This is a genomic window from Paenibacillus sp. sg306046 (genome assembly GCF_059821225.1).
The window spans coordinates 42845-57592 of sequence record NZ_JCAMRT010000013.1 but is presented as its reverse complement, the minus strand read 5'-3'; the positions used below and the strand labels follow the sequence as shown (position 1 = coordinate 57592).

Below are 14748 nucleotides of genomic sequence, written 5' to 3'. Positions count from 1 at the left end.
AGTTAGGGAGGAACTCGCATGCTGCATGCTCAGCAGAATAAGTATCTCGAAAACGTGGTGAATACAGCGACGCCCGCGCAGCTTCTGATTATGCTATGTGACGGCGCCATACGATTCTGCAAGCAAGCGATTGAAGCATTGAAGTCGAACAGCTTCGAGGATGCCAATCGAAGTATTATCAAGGTCCAGAACATTATCAAGGAATTTGTGATAACCTTAGATAAAAAATCCCCTGTTGCCGAAAGCCTCTTATTGATGTACGACTATATAGAGTACAGACTCATCGAGGCAAACCTGCATAAGTCTGTAGAACAAGCGGAGGAAGCGCTGGGCTACTTAGTTGAGCTTAAGAGCACCTGGGTCGAGGCGGGAAAATTGATGCACATGAAACCGGTTGGAACGGTTCATGGATGAACTTCTTCGTCAACTAGACAACATGACTAGTGAGTTTGTTGCGGCTATTGAGCAGGTCGAATATGAAGCTGTAGAACAATTTGTAGTTGAACGGGAAGCAATTGTTGAACAGCTAAGGCATGTAACTGAACATGTGCTTACAGAATCGGATAAGCAGGTGTTGAATCAGCTTGCAGCCCATGACGAAGTCATCCGTGCCAAAATCGAACAGCTGCGTGTCGAAGCAGGCCGAAAATTGCGTGAAATTAATCAAGCCAATAGCCGTAGAAATGCTTACGACATGGAGGGCTACGGTACAGAAAGCATGTTTTTTGATCGAAAAAAATAACAAATCCAGAGTCCAGCCCTGATGAAGAGGCTGGTCTTTTTTTATGAATGAAGCGTCAAGCGCGAGGAGGAACTGCCCGGCTTGCAATCTAAATAAAGAGAACAAGATTGGGATATAGTTATCCACTCACACCTGTGGATAATGTGCATAACTCTGTGAATAACCTTGCGGAAAATGTCGGAAAACCGCGACAGTATAGGCTTTTATGATGTGAATAGTTTATTAACGGATTGTTAATACTCGAATTTTCTAAATATTTAGCTAACACGCTTAAAGTTGGATTGACAGCGGTTACCGCCAGTGATATATTCGAATTGTAGGCAAATGCTTACAGTTATTTGACGACGAAGGGAATGTTATTGCATGCAAGGTAAAGTGAAATGGTTTAACGCAGAAAAAGGCTACGGTTTCATCGAGCGTGAAGACGGCGGCGACGTATTCGTTCATTTCTCCGCAATCCAAACCGATGGCTTCAAAACGTTGGAAGAAGGCCAATCCGTTGAGTTTGATATCGTTGAGGGCGCTCGTGGTCCTCAAGCAGCTAACGTCGTCAAGTTGTAATCATCCCCGCCGTCTTCGGCGGCCCGTATAGATGGTTATGGTTTTGAGTGAATGTGGCAGCGATAACCGACACCCTGGAGTGATCCGGGGTGTTTTTTCGTGTACATCTAGAGGGCAGGATATGACCTGATAACAACTTAATCTAACGATCAGACTGGAATAAGAATGCGACTTGGCGCCTGCCAATAATTGTTCAAATATTTTGTAAATTTATCTTGTCGTTTATGAAGGATTTTTGAAGGTTAAAGGGGAATATAGTATACTGTAGGTATGAGAGGAGGAGTTGTACATGAAATTCAATATCCGTGGCGAGAACATCGAAGTAACCGAGGCTTTGAGAGACCATGTTGAGAAGAAGCTGAGTAAGCTGGAAAGGTACATTGAAGCTCCCCCTACATCTGAAGTGCATGTCACGCTTAGCGTGCTGAAAGGCTTGCAGACAGTTGAGGTCACCATCCCGCTCCCGGCATTTATGCTGCGTGCAGAGGAGAAGCATGCTGATCTGTATGCGGCGGTTGATCTGGTTGTGGACAAGCTGGAGCGCCAGATCCGTAAAGCGAAAACAAAAGCGAATCGCAAGGTGCGCCAGCAGGGCGGACTGAAGGATTTATTCCTTTCGGAGTCAGCCGCTACGGCTGTCGCTTACGAGGAGGAAGAAGATGACTTCGAGCTGGTGCGGACGAAGAAGTTCACACTTAAGCCGATGGATATTGACGAAGCGATTTTGCAGATGAACATGGTGGGTCATAATTTCTTCGTATTCGCCAATTCAGATACATCGCAGGTCAATGTTGTGTACAAGCGTGATGACGGGAAGTATGGCTTGATCGAGCCGGCTCGTTAATCTCGCAGTCAAGCGCCATTCTAAACTGTAACTTCCAGAGCTTGTATCCGGTGCTATATGCGCTTGGGACAAGCTCTTTTCATTATCGGCCGGTGATGTCCGCAGGATGGACGAATTCATGAAACTTTTTTCATGGTGAGGCGTCTGTAGGTGTAGGGGTAAGCGCAATAGCAGCGATCCAATGAAACGATGCGGCATACGGCCGTTTACGGCACGTTCGGCTCAGGTTCAAGAGCTGGGCAACCATGTGGCAGGCTGATGAAATGCGCTTGACCAAGAGATACTAAGCATATGAAGAGGAAGCGTGGAAGCGCCGAATTTCCTTTGCGCCCGTCCAGCCTTTGGTTGCGGGATATGTCGCAAAAATGATACAATTTAAGCTAATGATTATGGTTCGATAAAGGAAGGGGTTTAGCAGCATGCTAGGACTCGTTAGAAAGCTGTTTGGCGATCAGAATGAGCGTGAGCTGAAGCGGTTATGGAAGGCCGTTGAGTATATCAATTCGTTGGAATCTGGCATTGCAGCATTGTCGGATGAGCAGCTGAAAGGGAAAACGGTCGAGTTCCGCGGACGCGTAGAGAACGGCGAGGAATTGGACGCGTTGCTGCCGGAGGCGTTTGCGGTTGTGCGGGAAGCTTCCAAACGTGTGCTTGGCAAGCGTCACTACGATGTCCAGCTGATCGGCGGCATGACGCTTCATGAAGGAAAAATTGCCGAGATGCGCACAGGGGAAGGTAAAACGCTCGTCGGCACGCTCCCGGTATACTTGAATGCCCTCACAGGCAAAGGTGTACATGTGGTGACGGTTAACGATTATTTGGCTGCGCGCGATAGCGGGGAAATGGGAAAAATTTATGAGTTTCTCGGCATGACCGTCGGGGTTAATTTGCCGAACCTGTCCCATCCTGACAAGCAAGCTGCTTACGCCTGCGATATTACGTACGGAACAAACAATGAATTTGGCTTTGATTACCTGCGCGACAACATGGTTGTGTATAAAGAGCAGATGGTTCAGAAGCCGCTTTATTTCGCGGTTATTGACGAGGTGGACTCGATTCTGGTCGATGAGGCGCGGACGCCGCTTATTATTTCCGGACAAGCTGCCAAGTCGACGGATATGTACTACATGGCCGATCATTTCGTAGGGAAGCTGACGGCAGAAGAGGACTACACCATTGATGTGAAGCTGCGCAGCGTTGCCTTGACGGAAGAAGGGGTAGCGAAGGCGGAGAAAGCATTTGGCGTGGAAAACTTGTTTGACCACGAAAATGTGACGCTGAACCATCATATCCAGCAAGCGCTGAAGGCGCATGTAATTATGCGTCTGGATGTAGACTATGTTGTTCAGGAAGGCGAAATCGTCATCGTCGATGAGTTTACCGGACGGCTGATGGTTGGACGCCGGTACAGCGAAGGGCTGCATCAGGCGATTGAAGCCAAGGAACGGCTGCAGGTGCAAAATGAGTCGATGACGCTGGCGACCATTACGCTGCAAAACTACTTCCGGATGTACCGCAAGCTGTCCGGGATGACCGGTACGGCCAAGACGGAAGAAGAAGAGCTGAAGAAGATTTACGGGCTGGATGTCATTGTTGTGCCGACGAACCGTCCGATGATCCGAAAGGATATTCCCGATGTGGTGTACAAGTCGGTAGGCAGCAAGTTCCGTGCGGTTGTCAATGAGATCGTGGAACGTCATAAGCTGAATCAGCCGGTGCTTGTCGGTACGGTGTCGATTGAAAATTCGGAGCGGCTGTCGGAGATGCTCAAGAAAAAGGGCGTCTCACATAAGGTTCTGAATGCGAAGTACCATGCAGAGGAAGCGGAAATCGTTTCCCGCGCAGGTCAGGCCGGAGCGGTGACGATCGCAACCAACATGGCCGGACGCGGTACGGACATTATGCTCGGCGAAGGCGTCGCAGAACTCGGCGGGCTGCATATTATAGGTACGGAACGTCATGAAAGCCGCCGGATTGATAATCAGCTTCGCGGTCGTGCAGGTCGTCAGGGTGACAAAGGTTCCTCGCAGTTTTATTTGTCGCTGGAGGATGAGCTGATGCGCAGATTCGGCGCAGAGAACATCATGGGCATGATGGACCGGCTTGGCTTCGAAGAAGATCAGCCGATCGAAAGCAAGCTTATTTCCCGGGCGATTGAATCGGCGCAGAAGCGCGTTGAGGGCAACAACTTCGATGTGCGGAAGGTTGTTCTGCAATATGACGATGTGATGAACCAGCAGCGCGAAATTATTTACAAGCAGCGCCGCGAGGTCATTGAGTCTGAAAATATCCGGGACGTTGTGCTGGGGATGATTCTGCCGGTTGTCGATCGGATTGTCGAGGCTCATTGCCCGGCTGATCTGGTACCGGAGGAGTGGGACCTGCAGGCGATCATTGACTATGCGAATGGTACGTTCCTCCATGAAGGTCAGTTGACGGCCGAGGAGCTGTGGGGCAAGGAGAAGGAAGAAGTCGTCGAGCTTGTCAAAGACCTGCTGACCCGTTTGTATGAGGAGCGGGAGCAGCAAATTGGCGAAGAGTTTTTCCGCGAGTTCGAAAAGGTTGTTGTGCTGCGTGCGGTAGACAGCAAATGGATGGACCATATCGACGCGATGGACCAGCTGCGCCAAGGGATTCATCTGCGGGCTTACGGCGGAACGGACCCGCTGCGTGAATACCAGTTCGAGGGCTATGAGATGTTCCAGGAGATGATCCAGAGCATTCAAGAGGAAGTGTCGACGTACGTCATGAAGGCGCATGTGGAGACGAATCTGGTGCGTGAAGCGGTTGTCGATGAGCATGAGATGGCGACGAATGCGGAGCCGGCCGTGAAAAAGCCAACGGTGAACAAGCAGGACATCATTGGCCGCAATGATTTGTGTCCATGCGGAAGCGGCAAGAAATACAAGCAATGTCACGGCGTGTAGGGCAAGCAGGCTCGTAGTCGGGCAAGCCGCAGGAATGACAGAAGAAGCGGATAGCAAGGGGGAGGTCGGAGCGCTGCTCCGGTCTCCTTTTTCCACGAATAGACCGTAGAGGACTTACGGCAAACTAAACGAATGCAGAGGTGCTGGATATGTTGGAAGCGGATGTAAAACGGGATTTACAAGAAACGGCCAAGCGATTGGCTGAGCTTAGGGGGTCTCTTTGACTTAGATCTCAAGCTGGAGCAAATTGCGGATTTCGAGGAAAAGATGTCGGCGCCGGATTTTTGGGATGACAATGAAAAGGCGCAAAAGCTGATCGCTGAGATGAATGCGGTGAAGGGCGGCGTTGACCAGTTCAAGAAGCTGGAGTCCGAGTTCGAGGATTTGGAAGTGCTGGTTGAGCTGCTGGCTGAAGAACAGGATGCGAGCATGGTCGGCGATATTGAGTCCGGCTTGGCGGCGTTGATCCGTAAGCTGGAGGCGTTTGAGCTGCAGCTGCTGCTGAATCAGCCGTATGATCGACTGGACGCCATTCTGGAGCTGCATCCTGGCGCTGGCGGCACAGAGTCGCAGGACTGGGCGGAGATGCTGCTGCGCATGTACCGCCGCTGGGCCGAGAAGCGCGACTTCAAGGTCGAGGTACTCGACTATTTGCCTGGCGATGAGGCGGGTGTGAAAAGCGTGACGTTGTCGATCAAGGGCTACAATGCATACGGCTACTTGAAAGCGGAAAAGGGCGTTCATCGGCTGGTGCGCATTTCGCCGTTTGATGCGTCTGGCCGTCGGCATACGTCCTTCGTGTCATGTGATGTGATGCCGGAGATTGACGATGATGTGGAAGTTGAAATCCGCACTGAAGATTTGAAAATCGACACTTACCGTTCATCTGGAGCGGGTGGTCAGCACATCAATACAACCGACTCGGCGGTGCGGATTACGCATATGCCGACGGGTGTTGTGGTCAGCTGCCAAACCCAGCGCTCGCAGATCAAAAACCGTGAGCAGGCGATGAAAATGCTGCGCTCGAAGCTTTACGAGAAGAAAATCGAAGAGCAGCAGAAGCATCTGGCTGAAATTCGCGGCGAGGTATCGGATATCGCGTGGGGCAGCCAAATTCGTTCGTATGTATTCCATCCGTACAGCATGGTGAAGGACCACCGGACGCTGGAGGAAACGGGCAATGTGGGAGCCGTGATGGACGGAGAGCTGGACCCGTTTATTGACGCCTATTTGCGCCAGCAGATCACGAAGCCGTCCAAGGAAAATTAGACGAAATTAGACGAAATTTTGCAGGAAAGGGGAGCGTGGCCGAGCGGGTTGCGCGTATGCTTGCGGCCTGGCTACCGGCGTCGGCGACGGACGTAAGCAACAGGGTGAACGAAGGCGGTCGCTCATGACGGGGCTTGCCGTGGTTCATGGATGTTGCTTATGGTCGCTGCGCGATAGGGGCTGGCGGCAAGCGGAGAGGTAGCGCGGGCGTCTGGCGAAACGCGGGTGTGCGCCTTGGAGAGTCGAAGCGAGCGGTTCCGAAGCAAGAAAGCAAAACGGTCGGCAGGACATGAACCGGTATTGACGCAAGAGCAAGCTTCGGCCGCGCAGCGGGATGTGCCTGAGCAGCCGGATCGCCAGGATGAGGAGGTCGAGGCAGCAGCTGAACCGGTTATGCGGACAGCAGGCTCAAGCTTGATGGAGTGGTCGAGTCTGATGGAAAAGCTGGGGCGAGCGGAAGCGTTCGCCCGGACGGTGAGCGCGGGCTTTCCGCAGCAGGCGGAGCTGATCGAGAAGCTGGGCCAGTCTCGCATGTCGGTTCAAAGCGCAGATGCGGACGAAGGCGAGACGGCGGGGCAAGCGGAACGGCGAGACAGCGCAGCTGCGTCGGCCGAAGCTGATGAACCGAAGGCGGCAGAACTGAGGACCGAGAGGCAGAGCTGGCCTGAGACGGTGGCTGCTACCTCGACAGGGTCAGGCCAGCTGGAAACAGCCGAGCAAGCAGAGCATTGTGGCCGGGCTGAAGCTGCCGCTGCTTCCGAGGAAGCAAATCGGCCAGGCGAACTCGTTCTGAATGAAGAATTAACCCGGGCGAAGCGCCATCGACGCCGTCCCAAGGGAAAACTCGACAGTACGCGGCACCGGGTGCTTGAGTATATACTGCTTGTTATCGGCTCCTTGTTGATCGCGCTCAGCTTTAATTTGTTTTTCTACCCGAATCAGCTCGCATCCGGCGGGATTTCGGGCATCAGTATTATTACCGATACGTTGTTTGGGTTTGAACCGGCGTTAACCCAGTGGGCGCTGAACATTCCGCTGTTTTTCGCCGGGACGTTCCTGATCGGCCGCAGCTTCGGAGTAAAGACGGCTGTCGGCTCCGTACTGCTGCCGCTGCTTGTGCTGCTGACCCGCAGCGTGCCGAGCTTGACTACCAACATTTTGCTGGCCAGCATTTATGGGGGAATTTTGCTCGGTATTGGAATCGGACTTGTGTATCGCGGACGAGGTTCGACGGGCGGATTTTCGGTGGCGGCGCAAATTTTGCACAAGTACACGGGCATTGGCTTTGGCTTATGTGTGGCGCTGCTGGATGGACTTGTGATTTTGACGGCCGGTATCTTTATTTCACCGGAGAAGGCGATGTATGCGCTGATCGGGCTGTTTGTGACCAGCAAGACGATTAATGTTGTGCAGCTCGGATTAAGTTATTCGAAGGTCGCGTTTATTATTTCGGATTCGGTGGACGAAATTCGCGAGGCGATTTTGTATGAGCTGGACCGCGGCTTAACGAAGCTGCAAGCGACAGGCGGATATACTGGAGAAGACCGTACAGTGCTGATGGTTGTTGTCGGTCAAACAGAGGTTAACCGGCTCAAGGAGCTCGTTCGTTCGGTCGACCCGAATGCCTTTGTCATTCTGAGTGATACGAACGAGGTGTTGGGTGAAGGCTTCAAGCTTGCGGGACCATCCTGAAGTCGAACATGGACTTGAGTCCTGTAAACATTGGTGCAAGCAAAGCAAACAGGCGTGCCGCTGCTCGCAGCGGCCGCTACCTCACGCACGAACGGTGCGGTAACCCGAAAGTGATGCCGCAGTCAACGCTGCTCGCAGGTAACAGATAAGGATTGCAGCAATAGGACGCTTGCCGGGTTCGGAGCTCAACTGCTTATTGATAAACCAAAGGACTGGACAAGCGCCCATCGGGCAGCATAGCGGTACAAGCTCTTGTGTCATACGGCTATCGAAGCTGCAAGAAGGAACGCATAGATAAGTCACAAACTGGCGTTAACAAGACCCGTATAGACATAAAATTCACATTGTATTTTTATACTTATGAATGTATAATAATACATAGCTTTCAGGTGGAGGGACGGACCATGGGAAATAAATTAAGAGCGGCCATCGTAGGATCGACCGGATATGGCGGCGTTGAACTAATCAGATTGTTACTGACACATCCAAATGTAGAAATTACTTCCGTTATTTCATCATCGACGGCTGGCGTACCGATTGCGGACGGTTATCCGCATCTGAATCAAATTTTAACCGACCAACTGGACGGCATTGATGTTGCGCAAATCGCCGCCAAGGCTGATGTTGTATTTTTGGCGACGCCGCATGGCGTTAGCATTGAGTTGTCGCCCAAGCTGCTTGATGCGGGTCTCAAGGTGATCGATCTGTCCGGCGACTTCCGGCTGAAGGATGGCAGCTTGTATGAGCAGTGGTATAAGCATAAACCGGCCGATCCGGCTTACCTGGACAAAGCGGTTTATGGCCTCTGCGAGCTGTTCGGCGATGAGATGCCGGGTACGGCGTTTATTTCGAATCCGGGCTGCTACCCGACTGCGTCGATTCTCGGACTCGCTCCGCTTGCCGCCAAACGGTGGATTGATCTCAAGTCCATTATTATTGACGCCAAGTCAGGCGTGTCCGGTGCGGGACGCGGCTTGAGCCAGATGGTACATTATGCGGAAATCAATGAAAATTTCGTGGCCTATAAAGTGAACCGCCATCAGCACACGCCGGAAATCGAGCAGGCAATCAGCCGCTTGGCCGATGAGGATGTGACCGTAACGTTTACGACGCATCTGGTGCCGATGACGCGCGGAATTATGTCCACTATTTACGTTAGTATGAATGACAACCGCAGCGAGCAGGACATCCATGATTTGTTCACCAGCTATTATGCAGGCAGACCGTTCGTTCGGGTGCGCCCGCTGGGAAAATATCCGGGGACGAAGGAAGTAACCGGGTCCAACTACTGCGATATCGGGTTGTCGCTGGATGCGCGTACAGGGCGGCTGACCATTGTATCGGTTATCGACAATATGGTCAAGGGCGCGGCTGGACAGGCGATTCAAAATTTAAATCTCATGATGGGCTGGGATGAAGCGACAGGACTTGCATTCACCCCGGTTTATCCATAAGGCGAGGACGGGGGAAGGGTCAACATGTCGAATCAACAATCGTTTACGGTCGTGCCGGACGGCTCGGTAACGACTCCGAAGGGCTTTCAGGCCGGAGGCCTGCACTGCGGCTTGAAAAAAACGGAGCGCCACGACCTGGGCGTCATTTATTGCGAAGTGCCTGCTAATGCGGCGGGTGTTTATACGTTAAATCAATTTCAAGCGGCTCCGCTGCATGTGACCAAGGAAAGCATCGCCCAAGCCGGCAAGCTGCAGGTTATGCTGGTCAACAGCGGCAATGCCAATGCCTGCACCGGCCAACAGGGCGAGGACGACGCTCGTGCGATGCGCGCAGCGGTAGCTGAAGCGTTTGGCGTAGCCGAGCATCTGGCTGGCGTGACGTCAACCGGCGTCATTGGCGAGCTGCTGCCGATGGGCAAGGTGCTGAGCGGGATTGAGCGCCTGCCGGCCCAAGTGAAGGCGGACGGTGGCGATGACTTCTGCCAGGCGATCCTGACCACGGACCTCGTGAAAAAGGAAATTTGCGTCAGCGTCAGCGTGGGCGGCCAAACCGTACATATTGCGGGCGCAGCCAAAGGCTCGGGCATGATTCACCCGAATATGGCGACGATGCTCGGCTTCATTACGACGGATGCCAACATCGAAAGCGCTCATCTGCAAAAGCTGCTGAACAACAGTACGGACTCCACCTTCAACATGATTACCGTCGATGGCGATACGAGCACCAATGATATGGTGGTTGTTATGGCTAGCGGCCTTGCCGCCAACGATGCGCTGACTCCGGACCATCCGGATTGGGAAGCATTTGCCGCCGGTTTTACTTATGTTGGCGAAGTGCTGGCCAAAGCGATTGCTCGTGATGGCGAAGGCGCAACCAAGCTGATCGAAGTGAATGTCGCCCATGCGGATTCCCGTGAAGCCGCGCGTGCGATTGCCAAAACCGTCATCGGCTCCAGCCTGGTGAAATCCGCCTGCTTCGGCGCCGATGCAAACTGGGGCCGCATCATTGCGGCCGTTGGCCGCGCCGGTTACCCGGTTAAAACGGATACGGTCGATATTCGCCTCGGCGATATCGCTGTATTGGAGCAATCCCGCCCGGTCCGCTTTGATGAAGATCGCGCCGAAGCGTATTTGAAAGGCGAACTTGTGCAAATTTTCGTAGATTTGCATATGGGCGACGCCTCCGCTACAGCCTGGGGCTGCGATCTGACATACGACTACGTTCGTATTAACGCCGCTTACCGCACGTAGTCAAGGGGGCGAGTGATCCTGTCGAGGGCAGGGAAGCCAGCCCAATGACAGGCCATTCGCTCCGCGAGAAAAGAAAGCGTGAACGAGCCCATCATCCGTTGACCTGCACCCAACAAAACTAAGCCTGTCGAGGGCAAGCGAAGCCGCCCAATGACAGGCCACTCGCTCCGGTGAGAAAAAAGGAAGCACGAAGCAGCACTTCATCCTTGTGATCTGCAACAAACAAAACTAAGCCTGTCGAGGGCAGGGAAGTCAGCCCAATGACAGGCCACTCGCCCCGGCGAGAAAAAGGAAGCGCGAAGCAGCACTTCATCCTTTGATCTGCACCAAACAAAACTAAGCCTGTCGAGGGCAAGCGAAGCCGCCCAATGACAGGCCACTCGCCCCGGCGAAAAAGGAAGCACGAAGCAGCACTTCATCCTTTGATCTGCACCAAACAAAACTAAGTCTGTCGAGGGCAAGCGAAGCCGCCCAATGACAGGCCACTCCGGCCGGGCAACCCAACCGGCCGTCGCGGCGAAGCCGCCGCCCTGCTCGAACGAGAGCTTCATGACAACGTCATGTGGCGGCTCCTCACTCGCAGCAGCTCATCACGCAACACCGGCGCGCCCTAGTCCCTGAGGCCAACGTAGCGGAAGAACGCCGTCTGCAAGCGGCCGCCCGGTAAGGGCGGGGAAAGCGGTCCTGCCAGCGAACCGTTGCTTCAACGACGGCCCCGCAGCAGGCACGCTCCATTTCGGGGTCTTGGGGCGAAGCGCCCAAGTCCTCCCCCCTTGCGAGCAAGGGGGGAAAGAGGGGGGATCGGATAAATTGTTTGTCATGAAATGCGGAGGCAGCACATTGGCTGCGCTGCCCGATACGTTTTTTGAAGATTTGAAGCAGCTTCAGCAGGAGGGTGAAATTCCCGTCATCGTACACGGAGGCGGCCCGGCCATTTCCGATACATTAGGCAAGCTGGGTATTGAGACCGAGTTTGTCAACGGCTTGCGTAAAACCAATGAAGCGGTGCTTGATGTGGTCGAGATGGTGCTCGCGGGACAAATCAACAAAGAAATTGTCCGCAAGGTACAGCGCTCCGGCGCGAAGGCGGTTGGCCTCTCCGGCGTGGACGGCCATCTCATTCAGGCACAGCCGGTTGCGAACGCGCAGGAGGTTGGTCTCGTGGGCGATGTGACGCAGGTCAACGCGGAGCTGATCCGCGGCTTGGTTGCGATGGGCTACATGCCGGTGATCGCCCCGGTCGGGATCGGAGCCGACGGCGGACAGCGGTACAACATCAATGCCGACACGGCGGCAGGCGCTGTTGCCTCCCATTTGGGCGTTGAGCGGATGATTGTGGTTACCGATGTGCCAGGCATTCTCAAAACGATCAATGGCGAGAAGCAGGTGCTCCCTTCGGTAACGGTGCAGGAGATTGATGAAATGATCGCCAGCGGCGACATTTACGGCGGAATGATTCCGAAGGTGCGCGCGGCGGTGCAGTGCATTCAGGGCGAGGTGCGTGAAGTGGTCATCGTCAATGGAGCAGAGCCGCAGGTGCTAAGCAAAACGCTGAAGGAAGGCCGAATCGGTACCCGAATCGTGAGAGGCTGAAGCGGCATAACGTTTAAAATTACAATTCAAATCTGATCAAAAGGAGTGATTAACGTGGGAGAAGCTCAGAGTGCTTTGTTTCCGAATTATGCCAGATATCCGTTTACATTTGTGAAGGGGGAAGGCAGCCGCCTGTGGGATGAAAACGGCAAGGAATACCTGGACCTGATGTGCGGGCTGGCCGTTACGAATCTGGGGCACGCCCCGAAGCAAGTCACGGAGCGCCTGAAGGCGCAAGTGGATACGCTCTGGCATACGAGCAATCTGTTTCATATTCCGGGACAGCAGAAGCTGGCTGAGCTGCTGGTGGCGAACAGCTTTGCGGATGCGGTGTTTTTCTGCAATAGCGGGGCGGAAGCTAACGAAGCGGCGATTAAAATCGCCCGGCGTTATTTCGCCAAGGTGCTGGAGCAGCCGGAGCGCTATGAGATTATTACCTTCGACATGTCATTCCATGGCCGGACGCTGGCGACCTTGACCGCAACCGGTCAAGCGAAGGTGCAGGAAGGCTTCCATCCGCTGCCTGAGGGCTTCGTTTATGCGCCGTATAATGATGCGGAAGCTGTGGAAAAGCTGATTTCTCCGCGAACATGCGCCATTATGCTGGAGCTGGTTCAAGGCGAGGGCGGCGTGAATCCGGCTGATCCGGTTTTCGTCAAGGCCGTGGCGGAGCTGTGCGAGCGTCATGGGCTGCTGTTGATTCTGGATGAAATTCAGACCGGCATCGGACGTACCGGCAAGCTGTTCGCTTACGAGCATTACGGCATCGAGCCTGACGTGGTAACGTTAGCCAAAGGCTTGGCCAGCGGCATGCCGATTGGGGCGATGCTGGGCAAGGAAAAGCTGCGCGGCGCATTTACCGCAGGCTCGCACGGCACAACCTTTGGCGGCAACTACTTGTCGACCGCAGCGGGGCTGGCGACGCTGGAAACGATGCTGCAGGAGGATGTTTCGGCGAAGGCGGCGGCCATGGGCGACTATATCGTCAGTGAGCTGCAAGCCAAGCTGGCGGACAATCCGCTCGTTCGCAACATTCGCGGACTCGGCATGCTGATCGGAATCGGGCTGCATGTGCCGGGCGCGGAGCTGATCAAGTCGATTCATGAGCAGGGTGTGCTGGTTGTGCCTGCGGGACCGGATGTGATTCGGTTAGCGCCTAGCCTGTTAATTTCGAAGGAAGATATCGACCGGGGACTGACTATTATTTGCGAGACGCTGGCAAAGGCTGCAGCTGCAGCGGTATAAGGCTTACCAACCAAGCGACATAAGATGGCTGGAGGAGTGTACAGCAGGTGCGTCGGGCAGGTGTCCGGCTTACATGCTGCACACTCCATTGGCTCATAGATAGGGTGATCGGCTGGCGAGCCGCATGCAAACACCGAATTACGGGAACAGGGAAGGGAGAGGCACGGATTGGCTGAAACTGCAGAACAAACGATAGCTTCACAGTTAAAAGGCCGGGATTTCATCGGTTTGGTCGATTATTCGTCGGAGGAGATCCGTTACCTGATTGATCTGGCGATTGAGCTGAAAAAGAAACAAAAGGCGGGCGAGGTCTACCAGCCGCTCAAGGGTAAAACACTGGGGATGATTTTCGAGAAATCATCGACGCGTACGCGTGTTTCCTTCGAGGTCGGCATGTACCAGCTCGGCGGCCATGCGCTGTTCCTGAGCAAAAATGACCTGCAAATCGGACGGGGAGAAACAATCTCCGATACGGCGCAAACGATGTCCCGTTACCTCGACGGCATTATGATCCGGACGTATGCGCATCGCACCGTCATTGAGCTGGCTCGTAACGCAACGGTGCCGGTAATCAACGGATTAACCGATCTGTCGCATCCGTGTCAGGCGCTGGCTGACTACCAGACGGTGCTGGAGAAGAAGGGGCGGCTGGAAGGGCTGAAGGTCGCTTATATCGGGGACGGCAACAATATGGTTCATTCGCTGCTGATGGGCGCTGCCAAGCTGGGGATGCATTTCGCGGTCGCGACGCCTGCAGGCTACGAGCCGGACGACGAAGTGCTCAAGCTGTCGCGTGAAGCGGCGGCCAAAACAGGCGGCAGCGTGCTGTTCACCAACGATCCGCAGGAAGCGATCACGGACGCGGATGTTGTGTATACGGATGTGTGGGCGAGCATGGGCTTCGAGGCGGAGCAAAAGGAGCGGGAAATTGCATTCAAGCAATTCCAGGTCAACGAGGCGCTGGTGAAGTATGCGAAGCCGGACTATTTATTTATGCACTGCCTGCCGGCGCATCGCGGGGAAGAAGTGAGCGAAGGCGTAATCGACGGCGCCAATTCCGTGATCTTCGACCAGGCGGAAAACCGGCTGCATGCCCAGAAAGCGGTTATGGCTGCGATTATGTAGGCTTCGGCCGCGCTTCGGCGCGCCGGGCTGTACGGAAATGTTAAC

At 54.1% G+C, this 14748-nt stretch carries 12 protein-coding genes; all 12 read left to right on the top strand.

Features of this window, described 5'->3' with window-relative positions:
• Positions 1-18: 18 nt before the first annotated feature.
• Positions 19-414 carry a flagellar export chaperone FliS gene (gene fliS / locus AC6ROY_RS14685; RefSeq protein ID WP_500101308.1) on the top strand — a complete coding sequence of 132 codons (396 nt, stop codon included), beginning with the start codon at positions 19-21 and terminating at the stop codon, positions 412-414.
• The gene (locus AC6ROY_RS14680) at positions 407-742 is read left to right on the top strand and encodes a flagellar protein FliT (RefSeq protein ID WP_500101306.1); all 336 of its coding nucleotides are present in this window, start codon (positions 407-409) and stop codon (positions 740-742) included. The genes fliS and AC6ROY_RS14680 overlap by 8 nt, the downstream gene beginning before the upstream one ends.
• 363 nt (positions 743-1105) lie before the next feature.
• Entirely contained in the window at positions 1106-1303 is a 198-nt protein-coding gene (locus AC6ROY_RS14675) for a cold shock domain-containing protein (protein WP_010496818.1), read from the top strand.
• Positions 1304-1592: 289 nt separating this feature from the next.
• On the top strand, positions 1593-2147 hold the full coding sequence (gene hpf, locus AC6ROY_RS14670; protein ID WP_500101305.1) for a ribosome hibernation-promoting factor, HPF/YfiA family: 555 nt from the start codon (positions 1593-1595) through the stop codon (positions 2145-2147).
• Between the two features lie 419 nt (positions 2148-2566).
• Positions 2567-5074 carry a preprotein translocase subunit SecA gene (gene secA / locus AC6ROY_RS14665; RefSeq protein WP_500101304.1) on the top strand — a complete coding sequence of 836 codons (2508 nt, stop codon included), beginning with the start codon at positions 2567-2569 and terminating at the stop codon, positions 5072-5074.
• 149 nt (positions 5075-5223) lie between these two features.
• Positions 5224-6343 (top strand): peptide chain release factor 2 gene (prfB, locus tag AC6ROY_RS14660; protein WP_500101303.1). Its coding sequence is split into 2 segments (ribosomal slippage): positions 5224-5295 and positions 5297-6343, totalling 1119 coding nucleotides; the frame shifts between segments, so codons are not numbered across the junction.
• Between the two features lie 864 nt (positions 6344-7207).
• Positions 7208-8035 (top strand): YitT family protein, encoded by an 828-nt coding sequence (locus tag AC6ROY_RS14655; RefSeq protein WP_500101428.1) that lies wholly within the window; start codon positions 7208-7210, stop codon positions 8033-8035.
• A 404-nt stretch (positions 8036-8439) separates the two neighbouring features.
• Positions 8440-9489 (top strand): N-acetyl-gamma-glutamyl-phosphate reductase, encoded by a 1050-nt coding sequence (gene argC / locus AC6ROY_RS14650; protein WP_500101302.1) that lies wholly within the window; start codon positions 8440-8442, stop codon positions 9487-9489.
• 24 nt (positions 9490-9513) lie between these two features.
• Complete coding sequence (argJ, locus tag AC6ROY_RS14645) at positions 9514-10740, top strand: bifunctional glutamate N-acetyltransferase/amino-acid acetyltransferase ArgJ (protein ID WP_500101301.1); 1227 nt, start codon at positions 9514-9516, stop codon at positions 10738-10740.
• Between the two features lie 819 nt (positions 10741-11559).
• Positions 11560-12333 (top strand): acetylglutamate kinase, encoded by a 774-nt coding sequence (gene argB / locus AC6ROY_RS14640; RefSeq protein ID WP_500101427.1) that lies wholly within the window; start codon positions 11560-11562, stop codon positions 12331-12333.
• Between the two features lie 54 nt (positions 12334-12387).
• Positions 12388-13578: an acetylornithine transaminase gene (gene argD / locus AC6ROY_RS14635; protein WP_500101299.1), complete on the top strand. Its 1191-nt coding sequence runs from the start codon at positions 12388-12390 to the stop codon at positions 13576-13578.
• A 168-nt stretch (positions 13579-13746) separates the two neighbouring features.
• Positions 13747-14703, top strand: a complete 957-nt coding sequence (gene argF, locus AC6ROY_RS14630; RefSeq protein ID WP_500101298.1) for an ornithine carbamoyltransferase — start codon at positions 13747-13749, stop codon at positions 14701-14703.
• Positions 14704-14748 lie beyond the last annotated feature (45 nt).

Bases quoted from the DNA above. Each gene is read 5' to 3' on its own strand.
- fliS (WP_500101308.1), top strand. From the start codon at position 19: ATGCTGCATGCTCAGCAGAATAAGTATCTCGAAAACGTGGTGAATACA.
- AC6ROY_RS14680 (WP_500101306.1), top strand. From the start codon at position 407: ATGGATGAACTTCTTCGTCAACTAGACAACATGACTAGTGAGTTTGTT.
- AC6ROY_RS14675 (WP_010496818.1), top strand. From the start codon at position 1,106: ATGCAAGGTAAAGTGAAATGGTTTAACGCAGAAAAAGGCTACGGTTTC.
- hpf (WP_500101305.1), top strand. From the start codon at position 1,593: ATGAAATTCAATATCCGTGGCGAGAACATCGAAGTAACCGAGGCTTTG.
- secA (WP_500101304.1), top strand. From the start codon at position 2,567: ATGCTAGGACTCGTTAGAAAGCTGTTTGGCGATCAGAATGAGCGTGAG.
- argC (WP_500101302.1), top strand. From the start codon at position 8,440: ATGGGAAATAAATTAAGAGCGGCCATCGTAGGATCGACCGGATATGGC.
- argJ (WP_500101301.1), top strand. From the start codon at position 9,514: ATGTCGAATCAACAATCGTTTACGGTCGTGCCGGACGGCTCGGTAACG.
- argB (WP_500101427.1), top strand. From the start codon at position 11,560: ATGAAATGCGGAGGCAGCACATTGGCTGCGCTGCCCGATACGTTTTTT.